Here is a 22,208-nt window from a genome sequence, read left to right on the forward strand (position 1 = left end):
ATAGCGGATCGCCGCTTGCTACCATAGTGTATGGGGCGGCGAATTGACAGGTCTCTACGCTTGCCCATCCGCGCAAAAAAGCGGAGGCCGGTGCCTCCGCGTTTACCGTATTTATAGGAAGTTTCTACTTAATGACGCGGCGCGCCGTGACGAAGTGGCGGTCCCACGCGCTGCCCTTGAACGTCGAGACGGTTACGCCGATGCCGACCCGGTACGTATGCAGCAGCTTGCCGTTGCCGATGTACAGGCTGACGTGATTGATGACGCCGTCGCCGTTCGTGTCGGAGAAGACGAGATCGCCGGGCTTCAGCGCGCTCTTGGATACTCTCACGCCGGCCTTCGCTTGCTGCTGGGACGAACGCGGCAGGCTGATGCCGTTCTTCTTGAAGATGTACTGCGTGAAGGACGAGCAGTCGAATGCGCTGGTAATGCCGGATTTCGCGCCGAATTTGTACGGCTTGCCCAAATATTTCATGCCCGTGGCTTCGATTTTGGCGGCCAGCGACGTTTTGGACGCGGACGACGACGTCGCGGCGTGCGTCGTGTGCGGCGTAAAGGTTAATGCGCCCGTGAAGGCGATGGAAAGGCCCAAGGTCAGCGTAAGCGCGCGTTTGGCGAAGCGGGATGGCAAATTAATCATAGGAAGATTTCCTCCAGGCGGTAAGTTTGTGGTTGTCTTGGCTGTCATTGTCATGTCCTAAACCGACTATAACACGCCGAAACTTTCCACCACTTACCAATGTAAACGGAAGTCCTTGCCTGCCATGGAGAAAAGCCGGTTTCTTAGAAATAAATGAGAAAGTATTCATGAAACCGGGGTTGACAATAAGAAAAAACCAACCAGCATCTGCCTGGTTGGCGATTACGATTCCTTTTCTTCTATATTAAGGTACTGTTAACGCGCGATCAGCCGGAAATCGTCGTAATGGAAGCCCGGCGCCACCACGCAGGACACGAGCACGGGCTCGTCGCCGAGCGGCTTCGCCATCTGCCAGGCCTTCGCGGGAACGAGCGCTTGCGGGCGCTGGCCGTTCGCGATATCGGGTCCGACGACGATTTCTTCCTCGGTCGCGGGGTGCTCGCCCGTACCCCCGAGCGTCAGCAGCAGCGGGCTGCCGGCATGCCAGAGCCACAGCTCGTCCGACAGCACGGTATGCCATTCGGAGAATTCGTCCGGGTGCAGGACGAAATAAATGGAGGACGCCGCCGCGCGATCGCCGGAATACGGCTCCCCAAGCACCTCCCGCGGAATCGTGAAGCCGGCCTTCCATAATTCTTTATACCAGCCGCCCTCCGGATGGGGGGTCAAATCCAGCGCCTTGACCCAGGGCGACAGTTCCTTCGTAATCACGCCGTTGCTCATGTCTCTCCGTGCTCCTTCGTCTTCGAATTTCTCTCTTCCGCTATAGCCATGACTCGCGAAACGCAACTCTACCAATGTACCGGATTTGCGCGGGCGTGTAAACGAAAGAAACCACGGCGGGAGGATTTCCCGGCCATGGTTTCGTCGAAGCGCCTTGCTATTATTGAATGACCCCGCACGCGATCCGGTCGCCGGAGTTGCCCGACGGGTCGGTCACGTAGTCGTCCGCTTTGTCGTGAATGACGAGCGCCGTGCCGCCGTCCTTCAGCAGCGAATTCGGCTGTCCCTTCGCAAGCGTCACGACCTTGGTCTCGAATTCGGCTTTCGCGTTGCCGGCGGCGTCGACCTTCAGGTTCGGGAGGTCGCCGTTGTGGAAGCCCTTCGGATTATTGAAGCCGTGCATTCTCGCGGCCGGGTTGAAGTGCGCGCCTGCCGACGTGAAAGCCGGCGCCTCGCATTTGCCGGTCTCGTGGAAATGAAGGCCGTGCTCGCCCGGCGTCAGCTTGCTCGCTTCGACGCGCACGAGCACCTGATCGTCCTTCTGCATGAGCGTGGCGGAGCCGATGGATTCGCCTTTCGCGTCGATGATCTTCACCGTCACCGTCTGGGATTGCGTCTCGTGATGATCGCTCGCGAGCGCCCGAAGCGGGCTGACGGCCGCGAGTCCGGCAAGCAGCGCGACGGCTGCCGTTCCTTTTAACAAACGTGCGTGTTTCATGATCGGTAATCATCCTCCTGTTTGCAGCTCCGTGTAGTCGTGTTCCTTGCTTAGCTTTGCCTACAATCCCATTCGCCAAACATTGCGATTTTTGGGATGCGCGCGGCCGCAGGTTGGCGCGATATTGGATTGGTAGCGCTTGCCGATTGTGCTACGTTAAAGGAGAAAGAGCCAATTTCACGCTCATCAGGAGGCGAAGCAGTTGAACGCAATTCGCATGGGGATCATCGGAACGGGCGGCATCGCCGGCTGGCATGCGCGCCAGCTGAAGGAACTGCCAGAGGTCACGATCACGGCGCTCGCGGACACGAGCGCGGAGAATCGCGACCGGTTCATCGCGAACCAGGCGCTCGAAGGCGTCAAGACGTATACGGATTACCGGGAGCTGCTGGACGGCGGCGAAGTCGACGCCGTCGTCGTTTGCTCCCCGCATACGCTTCATTTCGAGCAGGCGAGCGCCGCGCTGCAGAAGGGTCTGCACGTGATGCTGGAGAAGCCGATGACGTGCTCGTCGGTCGAAGCCGCGCAGCTCATCCAGATCGCGGCGGATTCGGGCAAGCTGCTGCAGGTGTCGTACCAGCGCCATTTCCAGCCTGAGTTTCTGTATATCCGCAATGCCATCGCAAGCGGCGAAATCGGCAAGCTGACGTCCGTCACCGCCTCGCTGTACCAAGAATGGAAGCAGGGCACGAGCGGCTCGTGGCGCCAAGATCCGTCCTTGTCCGGCGGCGGCTTCCTGATGGATTCCGGCAGCCACATCATCGACGTGCTCTTGTGGACGACGGGCCTCACGCCGGTCGAGGTGTCCCCGCAGCTGCAAATGCACGGCACGCCGGTCGAGATCGACACCTTCACGTCGATCAAGTTCGCCGAGGGGGCGGTCGCCGGCTTGAACCTGGTCGGCAACGCGCCGTGCTGGCACGAGACGTTCGTCTTCTGCGGCGAGACGGGCGGCATCTTCTACGACAACGGCAAAATCACGCTGCGCCGGTGGAAGCAGGAGCCGGTCGTGCCCGAGCTGCCGCAGGCGACCACGAACCAGGACAAGAGCTTCGTCGACGCGATCCTGGGCCGGCACGAGGTGCTCGTTCCGGGCGAATTCGCGCTGAAGGTCGTGAAATTGTCGGAAATGATCTACGAAGCGGCCGGCTATTCGCCGCTCGCGAAGGTGTAATCCGCTTGATCGCATGCATGGCCGGAGGCTCCCGTAGAGGAGCCGCCGGCCGTTTTTCGTTCGCGGGACCGGGCCGCGCGGGACCTTCGCCCAAATGGCGTTTTGTGCCGAATTGAAGTAAACTGGCTGTAGAGGAGTGGATGTCTACACATGAAGCCGGTTACGTTTACGATCGAGGAAGCGAACGCGCTGCTGCCCGAGCTCCAGGAAGACTTGATCAAGCTGCAGCTGCTCACGCAGCAATTCGAAATGAAGTTCGAGCTGCTTCATCAATTGACGAAGCAGCGCAGGGAAGGCACGCTGCCCGAAGGTCCGGAAGCGTCGGATCCGTTCTTCGAGCTCGAGACCCAGCTGGAGTTCATGCGGATGGAAGTGGAGCTGGCCATCGGCAACTTCGAGCGCAAGGGCGTCTTGCTCAAAATGATCAATCCGGGGCTGATCGATTTCCCTTCGGTGCTCAATGGTGAGGAAATTCTAATCTGCTGGAAGCAAGGCGAGGAGCGCGCGGCCTATTACCACGGCTACGAGGACGGCTACAAAGCCCGGAAACGCTATCCCGACGCGGGTTTGGCGAATTGAAGAGGAAACCGAAAAAACATTGGAAATTTCTCATTTTCGAAGCCTGAGCAATCAGGCTTCTTTTTATTTCGCCAGAAGAGGCATGTCCGTCGACAAAAGTTCATACGATTCGTACAGAAGCTTTGACATGCTTCTCGTTAGACAGCCTTTACAATCAGACTCATATCGGAAAGGCCCCTAAAAATCCAAGGAAGAGGTGCAAGTCATGACCCGGAGTATCCAGTGGAATGCAGTGGCTTATTTGATGATCGCGGCGCTTCTCGCGTCTCTGTTCTTCTCGTTTAACCTGTTGACGAACGAAGGAAGCAACCGTTCCGCCGACATGGCGTACGGCTTCCCGCAGTGGCACGGCACGGCGTCGGCCGCGCCGGCTTCCAGGATCGCGGCGCCGGTAGCGCCGGATCAGCCCAAGTCGCTCTTTCAACCCGCGACGGTCATCCCCAAAGCTTCGGCCACGGTTCATATACAGACGGCAGCCGCTCTCAAGAAACCGACCGCTCCGGCAGCCGCTCCCTCCATCCGTACATATCGCGTCACCTCCTATTATCTGAACGTTCGCGCGCTGCCAAGCGCCGATGCCGATATTGTCCGCGAAGTGAAGCAAGACACGCGCCTCGACGTCGTCGGCGCGACCGCCGCCGGCTGGCTCGCGCTGAAGGGCGGCGGCTACGTCAACGGCCGCTACACCGCCCCGATCGATCCCGCCCAAGCCGCCGCAACCGCGGTTCCCGAGCCGGTTCCCGCCCTTGCGTCCGCGCCTGCGGAAGCGGCGAAATCGGCGCCTGCCCCCGCGCAAGCCAAAGCGAAATCCGAAGTCACCGTGCAGTCGGCCGCTCCGTTATCCGCATCCTCCGGCGATCCCGTTAAGCCGTCTTCCAAGGTCATGTCCGACTCCGGGCTGACGAAGGCGCACATCGCCCGATTGCTCAAAGGAACGAAGCTGGCGAATCAGGGACTCGAGGACGCCATCCTCGCCGTAGAGCGGGATTACGGCATCAACGCGTTCTTCACGATCGCGGTCATGAAGCTCGAGAGCGGCAACGGCAAGAGCAAGCTGGCCAAGACCAAGAACAATCTGTTCGGCTTGAACGCGGTCACCGGCAATGCGCACGCGATGGCGTTCAGCTTCGCCACGAAAGGGGACAGCGTCAAAAAGTTCGGCAAGCTCATCAACGATAATTACGTGGAACGGGGCTACACGACGATCGAGAAGGTCGCGCGCAAGTACTGCCCGGCCAACGGAAAATGGGCGGGGCATGTCCGCACGATCATGCGCGGCGACTTCGGCAAGCTGACGTGAGGCAAAAGGGCGAATTAACGGTTGACAGCGTTTCGCTTGTCAGGTAAGATTTCGATGTTGAGCGCGCAGCAGCTCGGATCGTTCGTATAGCCTCGCAGCAGGGCGAGGGTTTCTACAGGAAGCCGTAACTTCCTAACTACGAATATGGATTCATCCCCGGATGATTTCATATTTGCGGTTAGGAAGTTTTTTGTGCGTACGGCATTGTTAACCGCCGTCCGCTGCGCCGCTTCGGAAGGAGACATTATAGCTATGAAATTCGATATGAAATACGCGATCGCGGTGTTCCTCGGCGCCGTCAGCTACGGCATCCTGTCCACCATCGTCGTCAAGGCGTACGGACGCGGTTACGAGCTTGGCGAGGTCGTGGGCTCGCAGCTGCTGGTCGGCTTCGTGCTGTCCTGGCTGCTGGCCGCGGTCACCAAGCGGAACGCCATCCGCAAACGGCGCAACGCCGTCGGCTCGGGAGAGGGCGGCCGTTCGGCCGTGCCGGCGCGTCCCGCGCTGTCATGGAAGCAGCGGCTGCTGCTGATGGCGGCGGGCATGCCGACGGCGCTGACGGGCCTGCTGTATTACCAATCGCTGCGCTATATTCCGAATTCGCTCGCGATCATCCTGCTGTTCCAGTTCACGTGGATGGGCGTGCTGGTCGACGCGGTGCGCCGGCGCAAGCGGCCAAGCAATTTGATGCTGATTACGCTTGCCGTTCTCTTCGGCGGCACGCTGATGGCGGCTGGCATTCTGGATCACGGCCTGGCGAACTTCGATGCGCTCGGCGCCGCGCTGGGCCTGTCGGCGGCCGTCAGCTATACGATGTTCGTCCTGTTCAGCGGCAAAGCCGTTCCGTCCGCGGAGCCGGCCTACCGCAGCGCCTGGATGATCACCGGCGGCCTGATTCTTGTATTCGTCCTGTTTCCGCCGGCCTTCTTGTTTAACGGCCTGATCTGGGGGCCGCTGCTGCTGTTCGGCTTCTTGCTCGGCTTGTTCGGCGCCTTCATCCCGCCCGTGCTGTTCGCGGCCGGCGTGCCTCACGTCGGCGAAGGGATGGCCGCCGTGCTCGGCGCTTCGGAGCTCCCGGTCGCCGTCATGCTGTCCGCCGTCGTCCTGCACGAATCGGTGAGCGTCCTGCAGTGGGCCGGCGTCGTGCTGGTGCTCCTCGGCGTCGCGATGCCGGAGGTCGTCCGGCGGCTTCCGCATTCGCGGCCGAAAGGCGGGGCGCATCGGGCGTAACGCAACGTCTTTGTTGTCATCTCGCTTTGCGCCGGGTATAGTGGAAGCAGCTTGGACGGAGGGGAGGAAGCGGGCATGACGAATTACGCCGCGCTCGTTCGCGGCATCAACGTCGGCGGCAAGAACAAGCTGGCCATGGCGGACTTGAAGCGCGAGCTGGAGGCGATCGGCCTCTCGAAGGTGCAGACGTACATTCAGAGCGGCAACGTCGTCTTCCGGTCCGCGAAGGACGCCGGCGAGCTCCGGGACGCCATCGAGCAGGCCATTACGCGAATCTCGGGCATTCGCGCCAAGGTGATGATCCGCGAGCAGCGCGAGCTGGACGCCATCGTCGCCGGGTGTCCCTATGAGGAAGCGGCCGCGGCGGAGGGCAAGAGCGTTCACCTGTCGGTGTTGAACGAGCCGCTGAGCGGCCCGCAGCTGGAGAAGCTAAGCGCGGGCTGCTCGGAGCTGGACCGGTTTCAGGCGGACGGCACGGTCGTCTACTGCCATTACGGCCAAAGCATTCGGGATTCCAAGCTGGCGGCCAACTTCGCCAAGCTCGGCGACGTCGTGACGACCCGCAATTGGAACACGGTCGTGAAGCTGCAGGCGATGCTGCGCGCGATGGACTGACGGGGCTCGGCTCCGCGGATTGCAGGCGCCGGAATGAAGCGGCGAATCTTCAATGAACGGAAGACGAGCCGAAGACGCCGCAAAGGAAGAAACCTCCCGGGATGAGGGAGGCTTCTTTTCGCGTCGCGTGCGCGTACGAACGGCGAATCACCGCTCGCGAACCGTTTATGCTTCTTCCTCGTTCTGCGCCGAACGGTTGGCGGAAGCGCCGGATTGGAACGCTTCGGCGGCTTCTTCGGCGGAGAACTCGGTGTCGTCCTGGCCCGGAACCGGCAGCTTGTTCAGCTCGGAGGACTGTACGTCGGCTTTCGTTACTTCGTTATTCGCGTTGTTCATCTATGTACACCTCCTTGCAGCGTGCGTTGGATGGCAATGGCAGCCAATTGTAGAATGCCCCCGGAGGGCGGCATCGTATACGCGTTTACGAATTCTTTACGGCGCCTGCCCGCCAATCGAATTGGAAACGGCTACCATTGGCGTCCGCGTCCATGAAAGCGTTATAATAGAGGTCAGACTATGTTTGACGAAAGCGGGGTTGAACATTCATGAGAATCGTCATTACCGGCGCCAGCCGCGGCTTGGGCTACGAGCTTGCGGTCATCGCCGCGAAGCGCGGCCATCAGATCGTCGCGGGCGTCCGCGACAAAACGGCGGCCGAAGCGCGTTACGGCGCATTGGAAGAAGAACTTCGCGCGCGGATCGAGCTGTTCGAGCTCGACGTCACGAACGACGCGTCGATCGAGCGGCTTGCCGACGAATTGAAAGAGCGGGAAGCGCCGATCGACGCGCTCGTGAACAACGCCGCGATTCTGCTCGGCCGCGAGGCCGGCATCGAATCGCTGGCGTTCGCGGACGTGGCGGCTTCGTTCGAGACGAACCTGTTCGGCCCGATCAAATTGATCCAGGCGCTGCTGCCGGCGCTGCGCAAGGCGAGCCTGCCGTCCATCATGAACATTTCGTCCGAGGCGGGAGCGTTCGCCAATGCGTACGCGGGCGACTATCCGTACGGCTTGACGAAGTCCGCGCTCACGTTCCTGTCGGAGAAGCTGCGCAAGGAGCTGGAGCCGCAGGGCTTCCAGGTGCTGGCGATTCATCCGGGCTGGATGAAGACCGACATGGGCGGGGACCGGGCGCCGGGCGATCCCGTCGAAGCGGCCCGGCAGCTGGTCGGCATTCTGGAGCGCGTGCGTCCCCTTCGGGTCAAGAAGCACGGATTCGTCGATCCGGCCGGGCGCGAGCTGCCGATTTAAGATTCTGTTTTGAGTCCCGAACGAAACCTCAAATGACTCCCAATGGAATCCTTATTTTAAGTCCTTATGCAGTGAAGCAATAACCGCGGTTTTCCCGGGCGCGCCCGGGAACCGCGGTTCTTTTTTGCGTCCGGGAGCGGGGGCGGGCACCGCCAGGATGACGTGCCTGAAGCAAAAAAGCGTTCCGGACCCCGGGTCCGGAACGCTTTTTCATCCTGTCGTCAGCCCATGTCCACCGCATGGGAGACCGGCGGGTTCGCCGCGTCCGTCTTCGGCCGCTTCAGCGTGGCCGCGCACAGCAGGCCGAACACGGCCAGCCCGACGAGAACGTAATAGGCATCGTGGAACGCATGGGTCATCGCGTCCGGCATCGCCCTGCCGTCCGCCGCGTAATGCGCCGTCCGGTTGGCGATGATCGTCGTGAGGCCGGCGACCGAGAACGACGTCATGATCTGTTGGGCCGCGCTGGTCAGCGAGGTGACGCGGCTGACGAGGTTGCTCGGCGCGGACTGGATCAGGTGCGTGTTCAGCCCGAGGAACGACAGCCCCATGCCCATGCCGAGCATCGCGCGCGGCACGAGGAACTGCCACGGGCTCTCCGTCGGGTCGATCCGGGCGATCAGGAACGCGCCGACGCCGACGATCGTCAGCCCCGCCAGCACGAGCGGCCGCGCGCCGATGCGATCGTACAGCCGGCCGCCGATCGGCATGAACACGCCCGCGGCGATCGCCTGAGGCAGCGTCCACATGCCGGCTTTGAACGCGGACATGCCCATCAGCTTCTGCATGAAGAACGGCACCGAGAAGATGATGCCGAACATGACGAACTGAAGCACCCATTGCACGAGAATGCCGCGGGTGAAGAGCGAGGAGCGGAAGACGCGCAGCTCCAGCAGCGGCTCCTGCTTGCGGCTCAACTCGATGACGATGAAGGCGGCGAGGGCGACGACGCCGACGACGAGCCCGATGATCGTCTTGTCGGACGTCCAGCTGGTGGAGCCTTCGCTCAATCCGTACGACAAGCCGGCGAACGCGAGCGGGCCGATCAGGATGCCCAGCATGTCGAGCGACGTGTGCGATTTCTTCGGCAGGCTCGGAAGCAGCAGCGCGCATAGAATGACGCCGAGAATGCCGACGGGGATGTTGATCAGGAAGATCCACTGCCATTCGACGTAGTCGACGAGGTAACCGGCGATGATCGGGCCGAGCGCCGGGGCGAGCAGGATCGGCAGGCCCATGAGTCCCATGATCGAGCCGGCTTTCTCCGGCGGGCTCAGCCGGTACGTCATCGCGAACGCGATCGGACTGACCATGCCGCCGCCGAGCCCTTGCAGCACCCGGTAGAAAATCAGCTGATCGACGGTAGTCGCGGTCGCGCACAGGACGGAGCCGATGGTGAAGAGCACGAGCGAGACGATGAAAATCTGCTTGGAGCCGAACCGGTCCGTCATCCAGCCCGCAAGCGGAATGACGGCGGCCTGCGCGAGCGCGTAGCCGGTAATCGTCCATTGAACGGTTTCCAGCTTGCTGTGGAAGTCGTCCACGAGCTTGGGCACCGCGACGTTGACGGCCGTACTGTCCAGAATGACCATGAAAATGCCGACGATGATGGCGAGAAGCGGACCAACCAATTGACGCATGGACGTGAACGGCACGGTTGGGGGAGCGGTACGTTGGGCGGACATGTCGGGCCTCCTAAATACGATTTGTTTCCACTTTAAGCCGTTGCGAAATGGAAGTCAAAGGAAAAATTGCGGCGAAAAAGCGACGATTTTCACAGCGGAGCCTACCGCAAGCATACCCCTCGCCGGTGACAAGGGCTGTCAGTGAAAACCGCTTGTCCCGCGCTGCCGGACAAATAAAAAAGAGGCGTTCTCCGCCCCTTGCCGCCGCTTATGCTTCCGGTTCGTCCAGCGCCGTGTCGATTTCGCGGAAGGCCTGGTTGTAGCACCGCCTGCAGACCGGCTTGTAATCGTCGTTGCCGCCGATCTGGATCTGCTCGCCGGAGTTGCTCGGCTTCCCGTCGCGAAACCGGATGACCATCGTCGCTTTGCGGTCGCAGTACCAGCAGATCGTCTTGATCTCTTCGATCTTGTCCGCCTGGATCAGAAGATTATAGCTGCCCTCGAACAGCTGGTTTTGAAAATCGTTTTTGAGCCCGAACGCCATCACGGGGATGTTCAGCTCGTCCACCACGCGCGTTAGCGCCAGGATATGATGCTTCTTCAGGAACTGGGCTTCGTCGATGAGCACGCAGTAAATTTGCTTCGGGCCCGAGGCGGACAGATGCGACTTGACGTCCGCGTACAGGTCGGTATCCGCCTCCACCGGAATCGCTTCCCGCTCGAAGCCGACCCGCGAACCGACCAGCTTCGACGTGCCGCGCGCGCTGAAGGACGGCGAATAGATGAGCACCCGTTTTCCCTGTTCCTCGTAATTATGGGCGACCTTGATGATTTCGAACGATTTCCCGCTGTTCATCGTTCCGTATTTATAATACAGCTGAGCCATTGCAATCTCTCCTACGCATGATGTCTTTTACTGGTGTACCATATTTGAACGAAGCTGACAAGGCGGCGCCGGCAAAATAAAACAGCCGCCGGATTCCCGGCAGCTGTCCTGAACGCGATTACAATTTGCCTTTCAAATCCATCAGATATTTGACGACGACACCGAATGCGCCAATGTAGAAAGCCGTTTCCATGATCCAGCCGGTGCTATCGAAGACGGTCATGTTGGAAAGCATGAACAGCGGGAGCACGAACATGACGAGATCGGACAGGTACTTCGTGATGAGGTCGCTGGAGAACGCGCCGTCCTTCAGGGATTGGTAGAGGCCGACAAGGAAATTGAGGCCCATGGCGCCCATAACGACCCACATCGAATAGAGCATCCAGTCGGTGAGTGCGAATGTCATTTGAAATCACCTCCCCGCGGGAAGAGTAAGGGCATGGTACATCCTATGACGGAGGGAGGCGGGTCGTACCGGGGCCGTTGCTGATTTTGCCGGCGGGAAGGAGATCCGCCTAACGGCGGCGAATTGAACGAACGGCGAACGCTTAATCGCGACGAATCATACCCATCAAGGACGAACGGCCGGGCGGCCGTTCGCGTAAGGAGCATGCGCATGGACGACAACATCACGCTGAAGCAGGCGTTCGACAAATCGGCGTATCCCGTCGGCGGACACGGCCGGCGCAACGCGGAGGTGCTCCTGGAAGCATTCCGCGGCATCGACGGGGAGACGGAGAGCGATATGTACGGCTCGGGCGCCGTCATCGAAGGGTTCCAGACGGAGATAGCCGAATATTTGGGCAAGCCCGCCGCGGTCTTCTTCCCGAGCGGGACGATGGCGCAGCAGATCGCGCTGCGGATCTGGAGCGACCGGCGGGGCAGCGCGACGGTCGCGTACCACCCGCTGTGCCATCTCGAGATTCACGAACAGAACGGGCTGCGCGAGCTGCACCGGCTGGAGCCGATCCTGCTGGCGGACAAGAGCCGCACGGTGCTGCCGCGGGACGTCGAGACGCTGGGCGCCGACGTCGCGTGCCTGCTGCTCGAGCTGCCTCAGCGCGAAATCGGCGGGCAGCTGCCGGATTACGCGGAGCTGGAGGCCATGTCGGCGCTGTGCCGCGAGCGGGGCATCAAGCTCCATCTCGACGGGGCGCGCCTGTTCGAAATTTTGCCTTACTACGGCAAGACCGCCGCGGAGGTCTGCGCGCTGTTCGACAGCGTGTACGTCTCGTTCTACAAGGGCATCGGCGGCATTGCGGGCGCGATTCTGGCCGGGCCCGAAGATTTCGCGGCCGAGTCGAAAATCTGGAAACGCCGGCACGGCGGCGACCTGATCAGCCTGTATCCGTACATCATCCCGGCCGAGCGGTATTTCCGCGAGCGGGTGCCGAAGATGGAGCGGTACTACCGCGACGCCGTCGAGCTGGCCGGGCTGTACAACGGCTGCCGCGGCGCGAAGACGCGGCCGCAGACGCCGGTGTCGAACATGTTCCACGTCCACCTCGACGCGCCGAAGGAAGACGCGGAGCGGATCTTCGCCGGCATCGCCGAGCGGACCGGCGTGGGGCTGACCGCGTACGTCAACGCCGCCGCGGAAGGCGGAAGCCAATTCGAGGTCAGCTTGGGCGACCGGTATGCCGGCGTGCCGGCGGATAAGCTGCGCGAAGCGTTCCGGCAGCTTGATGAAGCGCTCGGCGCTCAAGCTGCCGAGCCGAAGGCGGGGCAATAGCAGCCGCTTCCAATCGTTGGATCCGTTTATGTAGAATAGGGAAATAGCGGAAGAGGAAGTCCCGCAGCGGAAGCTGCGGGACTTTTTGTCACAAAACCAATTGTACACGCTCTCCGACACCGTGAAGCACGTGACCGTTCAACGCGGCGGACGCGCAGTTGACGGCCGTCATTTTCTTTTCGTAACGGGCAAAGGAAAGAAACTGAATTGAACGCCCGGGAGCGGCCATAGCGGCCGCCGCCCCGGCGCAAGCTGGCCAGCCGGAACGTCCGGCCGGCCTGTTTGGTCTGCCCGCGAGCCTGACCGTGCGCCGATGCCGTAATCGCGCTCGCCTTGCCGCGCCGGATGCAGGGCCGCTTCGCCATGCGAATAAACCTAAGGGCCGATTGGCAAAATGAAGGAACGGATCAAGAAAAAGGAGGGCCACGCCATGTCATTTTTACGACGCCTGGTTAAGCTTGCGCTGGCCGGCGGGCAAGGCGCCGCGCGCCGGGACGGCGCTTCTCCGAACGGCCGCGCGCCGGTCGCCGCCGAGCTGGAACGGAACCTGGCGGAGCTGCGGCGCGTCTTCAGCCATACGCCCGACCTGGTCATCCGTACCTTCCGCTACGAGCAAATCGGCCGCCAAGCCGCACTCATTTATATCAGCGGCCTCTCGGACATCAACGCCATCAATAATAATATCCTGCATGAACTGATGCGCCACGTGCCGGGCGAAAGCCCGTCCGGCTATTTGCCGGTTTCGCTGGGCCGGATGGCGGTGTGCGGCGATTGGTCGCAGATCGAGCACGGACTGCTCGACGGCCTGAGCGTCCTGTTGGTCGACGGCATGGCGCACGCTTACTCCATGAATACGCAGGGCTGGCCGCAGCGCGCGATCTCCGATTCCCAAATCGAAGCTTCGCTCAAGGGGGCGCACCAGGCGTTCGTGGAAACGGCCGATTCCAACATCGCTCTCATTCGCCGCTACTTGCCCACGCGCGAGCTCAAGATCAAGGAATACACGGTCGGCGCGCGTGCGCCCAGCCGGGTATCGCTGCTTTATATGGAAGACGTAACGGAGCCCGAGCATATCGAGACGATGGAGAACCGGCTGCGTTCGCTCGACGTGGACGCCGTGCTCAACACCGGCGAGCTGGCGGAGCTGCTCGAAGACAGCGTCCTGTACTTCTTCCCGCAATTCATCACGACGGAGCGCCCCGATACCGCCGCGTCCCAGCTGCTGCAGGGCCGAATTTGCGTCGTCGTCGACCGTTCTTCCAGCGTGCTGATCGCGCCCGTCGGCATCGTCGCTTTCTTCCACGGCATCGACGATTACAGCACGCGCTGGCCGATCGCCAGCTTCCTGCGCATGCTCCGGCTGTTCGCGTGCCTGATCGCCATATTCCTGCCGGGCTTGTACATCGCGGCGATCTCGTTCAATTACGAGATCATCCCGCTCGACCTGATTCTGTCGATCGGACAGTTCCGCGCGTCGGTCCCGTTCCCGCCGTTCCTCGAGGCGCTCATCATGGAAGTGACGCTGGAGATGCTGCGGGAAGCCGGCGTCCGGCTGCCCGCGCCGGTGGCCCAGACCGTCGGCATCGTCGGCGGCATCGTCATCGGCCAAGCGGCCGTGCAGGCCGGCATCGTCAGCAATCTGATGGTCGTGGTCGTCGCCACGACGGCCGTCGCGTCGTTCATCATTCCGAATTACGACATGGCGGCGGCCATCAGGCTGACGCGGTTCCCGGTCATGATCGCGGCCTCGCTCTTCGGCATCGTCGGTCTCGTCGCTTGCTTCATGATCATCATGGCCCGGATCATTACGATGCGGTCGCTCGGCGAATCGTACAGCAGTCCGCTCGCGCCTACGCGCGTCGAGGACTGGAAGGACGTGTTCGTCCGGCTGCCGCTTCGGTTCATGGTCAAGCGGCCGAGAAGCGTCCGGTCCATGCAGAAGAAGCGCATGGGCACGGGCGGCGAAGGAGGAGGCGCGCCATGAACGGCTCGGCTTACCTGCGGCCGGACGCCAAGCATAACCGGATCACGATCACGCAGTTCATCTTGATCATCCACAGCATGCAGCTTGGCGTAACGGGGCTCTCGTTGCCGTCGGATTTGGCGAGAAGCGGCGGGACGGACGGCTGGATCGCGCTGCTTATCGGCTGGCTCGGTTCGGTCGCCGCCAGTTTGATCATCGTGCAGGTCATGAAGAAGCATCCTACGGGCACGATCATCGAGCTGATCTCCCGCTTCTTCGGCCGGTGGATCGGACGGCTGGCGACGGTTTTCTTCGGCGTCTACGCGACGTTCTACGCTTACCTGATCCTGGATCGGATGGTCCTGCTCGTGCAAAGCTGGATCATGCAGCAATCCCGAACGTACGTCCTGATGCTGCTCTTCGTCGTCCCCGCTTACATGATCGTCAAGGGCGGCGTCCGCGTCATGGGGCGGTATGCGGAAATCGTCGTGTATTCGTCGATTTGGATGTTGCTGCTCTTGGGCGTGCTAATGCGGGAAGCGAATTGGCTGCATCTGCTTCCGGTGCTGAAGGAAGGCTGGCAGCCCGTGCTGGACACGGTTCCGAAGACGCTGCTCGCGTTTCTCGGATTCGAGATCATCTATTTCATCTATCCGAACCTGGAGAAGAAGCAATATGCGTCGCTCGGCGTACTGATCGCGAATACCTATACGCTGGTCATCTATTTGCTCGTGACGCTCGTCTGCTTCCTGGTCTACAGTCCCGACGAGATTACCCAATTCAATCAACCCGTCATCTCGATCTTCAAGATCCTCGAGACGCGGTACATCGAGCGGTTCGACATCATCATGCTGACCTGGTACCTGCTCATCATCTCGAAGACCTGGATTCCGTCGCTGTTCATGAGCGTGTATTGCATGAAAAGCCTGTTCGTCGTCGGAAAACCCGGGACGTATACCGCCCTGCTCCTCGGGGGCATGTTTCTGGTCACGTGGATGTGGAACCCGGATTGGAATGCCAGCTCGAGCGCGCTAAAGGGGTTTAGTTCGTTCGGGTTCGCGATCGCGTACCTGCTGCCCGTTTGCCTCTGGTGCATCCTCTCCGTCCTTCTGAGATTCAAGCGGTGGTCGACGTGAAGCGGGCCGTGCTGCTGCTAGCCGCGCTGTCGTCGCTGCTCGTGCTGCCGGCGTGCAAGGACCGCATGAACCTGGAAGACATCACGCTCGTGCTGATGATGGGCGTCGATCTGGACAAGGACAATCGGTTGGTCGTCTACTCGGCGAGCCCGGTGTTCAGCAAGGAGGCGAAGGTGAAAAACGAAGTGACGCAGGTAAACGCGCTGACGCTTCGGGATTCCAGGGGACAGCTCGACGCCCGCGTTTCGGCGCTCATCACCACGGGAAAGCTGCAGAACGTCCTGCTCGGCAAGAAACTGCTGCAGCAGCCGGACTGGGTGAAGCTGCTCGACATTTTCTACCGCGATTCCAAGACGCGGAATAACGCGAGGCTCGTCGCCGTCGACGGCTCGGTCGCGGACATCATGTATTTCGCGCCGCCGGACAAACGCAGGCTGCCCCTGCATATCGCGAAGCTGCTCGATACGACGTACAAACGAAATCTCGTGGAGGAGACGACGCTCTGGGAGATGCACCGGCTGCTGTACGAGCGGGGCCGGACGCCGGACATGACGATCATCCGCAAAACCGAGCGCGAGGTCGTGGCCGACAGCTCGGCGCTGCTGAATCACGAAGGGCGCTACGTCGCCTCGATCGACATGAACGAGTCGATGATGCTGCAGATCGTGCAGGACGACAAGAAATCCGACCTGTCGATCACCCTCTTGCTGCCGGAGGAACAGAAGAAAGGCTCGGCAATCAACACCGGCGCCGTGAGCTTCTATGTCCTTGACGTCGACCGCAAAGTGAGGACGACCTATGCCGGCGGCAAGTTTCGCTTCGATATCGAGCTGGGGCTGCCCATTCGGCTGACGGAGCGGCTGTTCGCGTTCGACGTGGAGAAGAACGCCGCGGGGCTGCAAGCCCAAATCGACGAACAGCTGAAGGCCAAGATGGATGCGCTGGTCGCCAAGTTCCAGCGGCATCGCGTGGATCCGATCGGCCTCGGCTTGTTCGCGAGGGCCTATCAATACCGGGCGTGGAAGAAGGTGCAGGACAACTGGGGCGAAGCGTTCGGACAGGCGGAGGTCAACCTGCGCGTCCGCACCCGGATCGTCGACATGGGCGATGTCCGCTAGGCGCGATTTCAACGGCCGCCCTCCGCCGCGTAATGATCGCCGAGCCGCCCGCATAGGCTAAACGGACGAAATCAAGCCGGAAAGGTGGCGGTCGGACGTGGACGGGAAAGACGCCGTGTTGTTCGAGCATCGGTTTTGGCTCCAAATCTTGGGGGATCACAGCCGGTTTATCCGGAACGCGCTCGCGCCCATGGAGACGAAGGACATCGAGCTTGCCATGCGATTCATCCAGTCGTTCGACGGGTTGCTGGCGCGTGCGCGCGGCGCGCAGACGGACGCGGAGGCCGCGGCCGTGACGGCGGAGGCGCGTCCGCTGACGGAAGAGCTGCGGAATTTCAAGCTGCACCTCCTCGAACGGATGCTGCTCGGGCAGCTGACGTTCGGGCTGACGCCGTCGTTCATCAACCATATGGTCAACGAGCTGGAGGAATATTTGCGCATTCTCGCCGAGCTGGAGGCAGGCCGTCCGGTGCCGCTCTTTCCCGCGCTGCATCACGATCTGCTGTGGTTGACGGACGCGGCCTTCCACGCCGCGACGATCGTGGGAGATCTCGATCCCGTCGAGCAGCGGCTGCAGCAGCGCGGACGGGAGTTCATGAAGCATTTTCACGACCTGTACTTGAAGAGCATCGAGCTCGCGGGCTACATGCGCACGCAGCTGCGCGACTTCCCGGCGTTCCGGCGTTTCCACAAGGACGTGGACCTGGAGATGAACCTGTTCCGGAGCTTCCTCGCGGAATTGGAATCGTGGGAGCTGACCGACGAGGTGCTCGACAGGCTCGCGCCGCTCGTGCCCGATCACATGCTGCGCGAGGAATGCTATTACTTGCGCAAACTGGCGGCGCTCGGGCTGGTGCCGAGCCCGAACTGCGATCCGGACCGGCCTCGGGCCGGTTCCTGACGCGATCGACCCTACGCTTGCGGAAGGCGGCCTATATCGGCCGTCTTTTTGTTTGGGAGCGGAGCCTCCGCGCGGGGCGGCGATTTTTCATTGAGTTGGGAGAAGCGGAACGCTATAATAGTACGGAGTATAAAGTCTAACAGAAAAGGTGTCATCGATGAGCATATTAAACGTAGAACGGCTTAGCCACGGCTTCGGGGACCGGGCGATTTTCAACGACGTATCCTTCCGGCTCCTGAAGGGCGAGCATATCGGACTGATCGGCGCCAACGGCGAAGGCAAGTCCACCTTCATGAACATCATCACGGGCAAGCTTCAGCCGGACGACGGCAAAGTGGAATGGTCGAAGCGGGTGCGCGTCGGGTATTTGGACCAGCATGCGGCGCTGCAGCGCGGATTGACGATTCGCGACGTGCTGAAGGGCGCGTTCCAATACCTGTTCGACCTGGAGCAGGAAATGAACGACATGTACGGCCGGATGGGCGAGGTCACGCCGGAGGAGCTGGAGCAGCTGCTCGAGGACGTGGGCACGATCCAGGATACGCTGACGAACCAGGACTTCTACATGATCGACGCCAAAATCGAGGAGACGGCGCGCGGCCTCGGGCTGACGGACATCGGCCTCGACAAGGACGTCACCGACCTGAGCGGCGGTCAGCGCACGAAGGTGCTGCTGGCGAAGCTGCTGCTCGAGAAGCCGGACATCCTGCTGCTCGACGAGCCGACCAACTATCTGGACGAACAGCATATTACGTGGCTGAAACGCTACTTGCAGGAATACGAGAACGCGTTCATTCTCATCTCCCACGACATCCCGTTCCTGAACGACGTCATCAACCTGATCTACCATATGGAAAACCAGGAACTGACCCGCTACGTCGGCGATTACGACCACTTCCAGCAGGTCTACGAGATGAAGAAGCAGCAGTTGGAATCGGCGTTCAAGCGCCAGCAGCAAGAGATCGCCGACCTGAAGGACTTCGTCGCGCGGAACAAAGCGAGCGTCGCGACCCGCAACATGGCGATGTCGCGCCAGAAGAAGCTCGACAAGATGGACGTCATCGAGCTGGCGAAGGAGAAGCCGAAGCCGCAGTTCGGGTTCAAGGAAGGACGGACCTCCGGCAAGCTCATCTTCGAGACGAACCAGCTTGTCATCGGCTATGACGAGCCGCTGTCGAGACCGCTCGACCTGCGCATGGAACGCGGGCAGAAGATCGCCCTCGTCGGCGCGAACGGCATCGGGAAGACGACCTTGCTGCGCAGCATCCTGGGCGAGATTCCCGCGATCTCCGGGACCGTGCAGCGCGGGGAGCATTTGCAAATCGGCTACTTCGAGCAGGAAGTGAAGGATGCCAACTACAACACGTGCATCGAGGAAGTGTGGAAGGAATTCCCTTCGTTCACCCAGTTCGAGGTGCGCGCGGCGCTGGCGCGCTGCGGCCTGACGACGAAGCACATCGAGAGCAAGATCGCGGTGTTGAGCGGCGGCGAGAAGGCGAAGGTCCGGCTTTGCAAGCTGATCAACCGCGAGTCCAACGTGCTCGTCTTCGACGAACCGACGAACCACTTGGACGTCGACGCGAAGGAAGAGCTGAAGCGGGCGCTGCAGGCGTACAAGGGCAGCATCCTGCTCATCTCCCACGAGCCGGAATTCTACCGCGACGTCGTGACGGAGACGTGGAACTGCGAATCGTGGACGACGAAGGTGTTTTAATCCTACGGCCGAAAGCGGGCCGCTTCGCGCGAGAGGGCATGGGCCCGATCCGCGAAGCGGCTTTTTTGTCGCGCAGGGGGGCGGCGCGGCGGCGCGGCGCGCATGCGCCGGCTCCGCTCCGCCCGCGGCCGTCGCCGAGCCTTGCGCTTGACGGGCCTCGTCCCGGCGCGCTACATTGGATTATGCATCCAGTATGAGTTGGGAAGGGCGTGTCGATTTGAAACTGAAGTACGGCAGACCCGCGCGCGTATGGACGGAAGCGCTGCCGGTCGGGAACGGCCGGCTCGGCGCCATGGTCTACGGCGGCGTGGAGAGCGAAGAGATTCAACTGAACGAGGATACGCTGTGGTCGGGTCATCCGACCGACGGCAGCAACCCGCGCGCGAAGGAAGTGCTCCCGGAGGTGCGCCGGCTGATCATGGAGAAGCGGTTCGTCGAGGCGGACTTGCTGTGCAAAGAAATGATGGGCCCGTACACGCAGGCGTACATGCCGCTCGGCCATCTGCGGCTGACGTTCGAGCACGGCAGCGTCCACTCCGATTACGCGCGTTCGCTCGATTTGACGCAAGCGGTTACAACCGTGACGTATAAAGTCGGCGGCGTGGTCTACACGCGGGAGCTGTTCGCTTCGCATCCGGACGGCGTCATCGCGCTGCGCCTGCAGGCGAGCCAAACCGGGAAGCTCAGCTTTCACGCCCGTTTGGACAGCCCGCTGCGCTATAAGACGTTCGCGGCCGACGGGCGGTACGTCATGCACGGCGTGGCGCCCGAGCATGCGGCCCCGAGCTATTACCCGGTGGACGAGCCGCTCGTCTACGGCGATCCGTTCACGTCGGAGGCGATTTCGTTCGAAGGCGGCCTGACGGTCAAGGTCGAGGACGGCGACGGCTTCTCTTGGATCGACGGCGACGGCTTGCACGTCATCGGCGCCACGGCGGCCGTCTTGTATTGGAGCGCGGCAACGAGCTTCAACGGCTTCGACCGGATGCCGCGCAGCGAAGGCAAGGAGCCGGGACCGATCGCGGCGGCCGCGCTGGAAGCGGCCGCGGCGCTGCCGTACGAGACGCTGCGCGCCCGTCACGTCGACGATTACCGCGCGCTGTACGACCGCGTCGGGCTCGAGCTCGGCCCTTCGGCGGCGCCGGACGCGATGGATACGGACGCGCGGGTCGCGGCTTACGGCGCGAAGGATCCGGGCTTGGCGGAGCTGATTTTTCACTACGGACGCTACCTGACGATCGCGAGCTCGCGCCCGGGCACGCGCCCGACGAATTTGCAGGGCATCTGGAACAAGGAAACGCGGGCGCCGTGGAGCAGCAATTATACGATCAACATCAACACGCAGATGAATTACTGGCCGGTCGAGAGCTGCAATTTGGCGGAGTGCCACGAGCCGCTGCTCGGCTTCATCGGAGAGCTGGCCGAGAAGGGGAAGCGGACGGCGTCCGTCAACTACGGCACGCGCGGCTGGACGGTGCATCACAATACCGATCTGTGGGCGCAGACCGATCCGGTCGGCGATTTCGGCAACGGCGACGCGATTTGGGTCAGCTGGCCGATGGGCGGCGTCTGGCTGTGCCAGCACCTGTGGGAGCACTACGCGTTCGGCCGGGACAAGACGTACCTGCGGGAGCAGGCCTATCCCGTCATGAAGGAAGCCGCGCTCTTCTGCCTCGACTGGCTGGTCGACGACGGCCAGGGCCGGCTGATCACGATGCCGTCGACGTCGCCGGAGCATAAGTTCCGCACCGCGGACGGGCTGGCCGGCGTGACGAGCGCGTCGTCCATGGACCTCGAGCTGATCTGGGATCTGTTCACGAACCTGATCGAGGCGTCCGAGACGCTCGGCGAGGACGAAGCGTTCGCGGCGGAGCTCGCCGCCGCGCGCGAACGGCTGCTGCCGCTCGCCGTCGGCCGGCACGGGCAGCTGCAGGAATGGGCGAGCGGCGACTACGAGGACGAGGACGTGCACCATCGCCACGTCTCGCACCTGTTCGGCGTGTACCCGGGCCGCCAGCTGACGGCGGACGCGACGCCGGAGCTGTTCGAAGCGGCGAAGACGTCGCTCGAACGCCGCGGCGACGAAGGCACCGGCTGGAGCCTCGGCTGGAAAGTGTCGCTCTGGGCGCGCTTCGGCGACGGCGACCGGGCGCTCGGCCTGCTCGACAACCTGCTGAAAATCGTGCGCGAGGACGAGCCGGACAATTACCACAAGGGCGGCGTCTACCCGAACCTGTTCGACGCGCATCCGCCGTTCCAAATCGACGGCAATTTCGCGGCAAGCGCCGGCATCGCCGAGATGCTGCTGCAGTCGCACTTGAACGAGCTGCGGCTGCTGCCCGCGCTGCCGTCCGCCTGGCCGGAAGGCCGGGTCTCCGGCCTGCGCGCCCGCGGCGGCTTCGAGGTGAGCCTGCGCTGGTCGGGCGGCAGGCTGGCGGAAGCCGAGATCGTCTCGCACGGCGGTGAAGCCTGCGTGCTCGCGGCGGACGGCCCGGTCGCGGTGTCGGCCGCGACGCCTGGCGGCGAAGCGGCGCCGGTCGAGCTCGAGCGGCTCGAAGACGGCCGCGTCCGGTTCCGGACGGAAGCCGGCGGCCGGTACGCGGTCGCGCGGGCGTAGGGGCATAGCGGTTGCTTGTGTTGTAGCTCTTGGCGCCGCCGGCGGATCGTGAGATACGCCGCGCGGAGTTAGTAAAGTGAGACCGTCCCATCGGCCGTTGGCCGGCGGGGCGGTTTTTTTGTTATCGGGAAGGCGGGATCGGCGCGTGGCATCCTCGACTCCCGGGCCGGGGAGCCCGGCATGCCGGAAGCGTGAGACAGGGGAAAGAGGTGGAGGGGTGTTTGCATGCGGCGAAATCTCGGGGTTATCAGGCAAGAAGGGGGTGGGGGCGCCTACTTGTTGGGAAA

At 62.1% G+C, this 22,208-nt stretch carries 20 protein-coding genes and 1 riboswitch; of the genes, 13 read left to right on the forward strand and 7 right to left on the reverse strand.

The genetic code is table 11. From position 1 onward, the window contains the following. Window positions 1–124: 124 nt before the first annotated feature. The 3 genes from I8J29_RS00285 to I8J29_RS00295 all read right to left on the reverse strand — a co-directional run bounded on the left by I8J29_RS00285 (window position 125) and on the right by I8J29_RS00295 (window position 2,081). Window positions 125–640, reverse strand: a complete 516-nt coding sequence (locus tag I8J29_RS00285) for a C40 family peptidase (protein WP_208845598.1) — start codon at window positions 638–640, stop codon at window positions 125–127. A 255-nt stretch (window positions 641–895) separates the two neighbouring features. Next, window positions 896–1,348 (reverse strand): cupin domain-containing protein, encoded by a 453-nt coding sequence (locus I8J29_RS00290; protein ID WP_208846221.1) that lies wholly within the window; start codon window positions 1,346–1,348, stop codon window positions 896–898. Between the two features lie 175 nt (window positions 1,349–1,523). Then, complete coding sequence (locus tag I8J29_RS00295; protein WP_090636250.1) at window positions 1,524–2,081, reverse strand: superoxide dismutase family protein; 558 nt, start codon at window positions 2,079–2,081, stop codon at window positions 1,524–1,526. Between the two features lie 202 nt (window positions 2,082–2,283). On the opposite strand from I8J29_RS00295, the gene I8J29_RS00300 reads away from it, so the two are divergent. From I8J29_RS00300 to I8J29_RS00320, 5 genes are all read left to right on the forward strand, one after another. Continuing rightward, window positions 2,284–3,255 carry a Gfo/Idh/MocA family protein gene (locus tag I8J29_RS00300; RefSeq protein WP_208845599.1) on the forward strand — a complete coding sequence of 324 codons (972 nt, stop codon included), beginning with the start codon at window positions 2,284–2,286 and terminating at the stop codon, window positions 3,253–3,255. A 150-nt stretch (window positions 3,256–3,405) separates the two neighbouring features. Continuing rightward, window positions 3,406–3,834, forward strand: coding sequence for a DUF2203 domain-containing protein (locus I8J29_RS00305; protein WP_208845600.1), 429 nt, complete (start codon window positions 3,406–3,408; stop codon window positions 3,832–3,834). 205 nt (window positions 3,835–4,039) lie between these two features. Next, window positions 4,040–5,134: a glucosaminidase domain-containing protein gene (locus I8J29_RS00310; protein ID WP_208845601.1), complete on the forward strand. Its 1,095-nt coding sequence runs from the start codon at window positions 4,040–4,042 to the stop codon at window positions 5,132–5,134. Between the two features lie 62 nt (window positions 5,135–5,196). After that, window positions 5,197–5,293, forward strand: a riboswitch (purine riboswitch). Window positions 5,294–5,398: 105 nt separating this feature from the next. Next, on the forward strand, window positions 5,399–6,364 hold the full coding sequence (locus I8J29_RS00315; RefSeq protein ID WP_208846222.1) for an EamA family transporter: 966 nt from the start codon (window positions 5,399–5,401) through the stop codon (window positions 6,362–6,364). 75 nt (window positions 6,365–6,439) lie between these two features. Further along, the gene (locus I8J29_RS00320; protein ID WP_208845602.1) at window positions 6,440–6,979 is read left to right on the forward strand and encodes a DUF1697 domain-containing protein; all 540 of its coding nucleotides are present in this window, start codon (window positions 6,440–6,442) and stop codon (window positions 6,977–6,979) included. Window positions 6,980–7,144: 165 nt separating this feature from the next. On the opposite strand, the gene I8J29_RS00325 is transcribed toward I8J29_RS00320, so the two are convergent. Then, the gene (locus tag I8J29_RS00325) at window positions 7,145–7,315 is read right to left on the reverse strand and encodes a hypothetical protein (protein WP_208845603.1); all 171 of its coding nucleotides are present in this window, start codon (window positions 7,313–7,315) and stop codon (window positions 7,145–7,147) included. 209 nt (window positions 7,316–7,524) lie between these two features. Here I8J29_RS00325 and I8J29_RS00330 point away from each other — a divergent pair, with 209 nt between their 5' ends. Then, entirely contained in the window at window positions 7,525–8,229 is a 705-nt protein-coding gene (locus tag I8J29_RS00330) for an SDR family NAD(P)-dependent oxidoreductase (RefSeq protein ID WP_208845604.1), read from the forward strand. Window positions 8,230–8,450: 221 nt separating this feature from the next. On the opposite strand, the gene I8J29_RS00335 is transcribed toward I8J29_RS00330, so the two are convergent. The 3 genes from I8J29_RS00335 to I8J29_RS00345 all read right to left on the reverse strand — a co-directional run bounded on the left by I8J29_RS00335 (window position 8,451) and on the right by I8J29_RS00345 (window position 11,146). Then, window positions 8,451–9,914 carry a DHA2 family efflux MFS transporter permease subunit gene (locus I8J29_RS00335; protein WP_208845605.1) on the reverse strand — a complete coding sequence of 488 codons (1,464 nt, stop codon included), beginning with the start codon at window positions 9,912–9,914 and terminating at the stop codon, window positions 8,451–8,453. A 208-nt stretch (window positions 9,915–10,122) separates the two neighbouring features. Continuing rightward, window positions 10,123–10,740: a thymidine kinase gene (locus tag I8J29_RS00340; protein ID WP_090636262.1), complete on the reverse strand. Its 618-nt coding sequence runs from the start codon at window positions 10,738–10,740 to the stop codon at window positions 10,123–10,125. Between the two features lie 118 nt (window positions 10,741–10,858). Beyond that, complete coding sequence (locus tag I8J29_RS00345; RefSeq protein WP_208845606.1) at window positions 10,859–11,146, reverse strand: hypothetical protein; 288 nt, start codon at window positions 11,144–11,146, stop codon at window positions 10,859–10,861. 210 nt (window positions 11,147–11,356) lie between these two features. On the opposite strand from I8J29_RS00345, the gene I8J29_RS00350 reads away from it, so the two are divergent. The 7 genes from I8J29_RS00350 to I8J29_RS00380 all read left to right on the forward strand — a co-directional run bounded on the left by I8J29_RS00350 (window position 11,357) and on the right by I8J29_RS00380 (window position 21,921). Continuing rightward, window positions 11,357–12,472, forward strand: a complete 1,116-nt coding sequence (locus tag I8J29_RS00350) for a threonine aldolase family protein (RefSeq protein ID WP_208845607.1) — start codon at window positions 11,357–11,359, stop codon at window positions 12,470–12,472. 430 nt (window positions 12,473–12,902) lie between these two features. After that, entirely contained in the window at window positions 12,903–14,456 is a 1,554-nt protein-coding gene (locus I8J29_RS00355; protein WP_208845608.1) for a spore germination protein, read from the forward strand. Further along, complete coding sequence (locus tag I8J29_RS00360) at window positions 14,453–15,571, forward strand: GerAB/ArcD/ProY family transporter (protein WP_208845609.1); 1,119 nt, start codon at window positions 14,453–14,455, stop codon at window positions 15,569–15,571. Before I8J29_RS00355 ends, I8J29_RS00360 begins: the two co-directional genes overlap by 4 nt. Then, the gene (locus tag I8J29_RS00365) at window positions 15,559–16,689 is read left to right on the forward strand and encodes a Ger(x)C family spore germination protein (RefSeq protein ID WP_208845610.1); all 1,131 of its coding nucleotides are present in this window, start codon (window positions 15,559–15,561) and stop codon (window positions 16,687–16,689) included. The genes I8J29_RS00360 and I8J29_RS00365 overlap by 13 nt, the downstream gene beginning before the upstream one ends. A 97-nt stretch (window positions 16,690–16,786) precedes the next feature. Continuing rightward, window positions 16,787–17,590, forward strand: coding sequence for a DUF2935 domain-containing protein (locus tag I8J29_RS00370; protein WP_338112999.1), 804 nt, complete (start codon window positions 16,787–16,789; stop codon window positions 17,588–17,590). Between the two features lie 157 nt (window positions 17,591–17,747). Continuing rightward, a complete protein-coding gene (locus I8J29_RS00375) occupies window positions 17,748–19,304 on the forward strand; it encodes an ABC-F family ATP-binding cassette domain-containing protein (protein ID WP_208845611.1) in 1,557 nt (518 codons plus the stop codon). Window positions 19,305–19,521: 217 nt separating this feature from the next. Next, window positions 19,522–21,921: a glycoside hydrolase family 95 protein gene (locus I8J29_RS00380; RefSeq protein ID WP_208845612.1), complete on the forward strand. Its 2,400-nt coding sequence runs from the start codon at window positions 19,522–19,524 to the stop codon at window positions 21,919–21,921. Window positions 21,922–22,208: the final 287 nt, after the last annotated feature.

This window comes from Paenibacillus artemisiicola (assembly GCF_017652985.1).
Classification (GTDB): domain Bacteria; phylum Bacillota; class Bacilli; order Paenibacillales; family Paenibacillaceae; genus Paenibacillus_Z; species Paenibacillus_Z artemisiicola.

Bases quoted from the DNA above. Each gene is read 5' to 3' on its own strand.
- I8J29_RS00330 (WP_208845604.1), top strand. From the start codon at position 7,525: ATGAGAATCGTCATTACCGGCGCCAGCCGCGGCTTGGGCTACGAGCTT.
- I8J29_RS00285 (WP_208845598.1), bottom strand. From the start codon at position 640: ATGATTAATTTGCCATCCCGCTTCGCCAAACGCGCGCTTACGCTGACC.
- I8J29_RS00355 (WP_208845608.1), top strand. From the start codon at position 12,903: ATGTCATTTTTACGACGCCTGGTTAAGCTTGCGCTGGCCGGCGGGCAA.
- I8J29_RS00320 (WP_208845602.1), top strand. From the start codon at position 6,440: ATGACGAATTACGCCGCGCTCGTTCGCGGCATCAACGTCGGCGGCAAG.
- I8J29_RS00350 (WP_208845607.1), top strand. From the start codon at position 11,357: ATGGACGACAACATCACGCTGAAGCAGGCGTTCGACAAATCGGCGTAT.
- I8J29_RS00295 (WP_090636250.1), bottom strand. From the start codon at position 2,081: ATGAAACACGCACGTTTGTTAAAAGGAACGGCAGCCGTCGCGCTGCTT.
- I8J29_RS00340 (WP_090636262.1), bottom strand. From the start codon at position 10,740: ATGGCTCAGCTGTATTATAAATACGGAACGATGAACAGCGGGAAATCG.
- I8J29_RS00315 (WP_208846222.1), top strand. From the start codon at position 5,399: ATGAAATACGCGATCGCGGTGTTCCTCGGCGCCGTCAGCTACGGCATC.
- I8J29_RS00345 (WP_208845606.1), bottom strand. From the start codon at position 11,146: ATGACATTCGCACTCACCGACTGGATGCTCTATTCGATGTGGGTCGTT.
- I8J29_RS00325 (WP_208845603.1), bottom strand. From the start codon at position 7,315: ATGAACAACGCGAATAACGAAGTAACGAAAGCCGACGTACAGTCCTCC.
- I8J29_RS00375 (WP_208845611.1), top strand. From the start codon at position 17,748: ATGAGCATATTAAACGTAGAACGGCTTAGCCACGGCTTCGGGGACCGG.
- I8J29_RS00335 (WP_208845605.1), bottom strand. From the start codon at position 9,914: ATGTCCGCCCAACGTACCGCTCCCCCAACCGTGCCGTTCACGTCCATG.
- I8J29_RS00305 (WP_208845600.1), top strand. From the start codon at position 3,406: ATGAAGCCGGTTACGTTTACGATCGAGGAAGCGAACGCGCTGCTGCCC.
- I8J29_RS00360 (WP_208845609.1), top strand. From the start codon at position 14,453: ATGAACGGCTCGGCTTACCTGCGGCCGGACGCCAAGCATAACCGGATC.
- I8J29_RS00310 (WP_208845601.1), top strand. From the start codon at position 4,040: ATGACCCGGAGTATCCAGTGGAATGCAGTGGCTTATTTGATGATCGCG.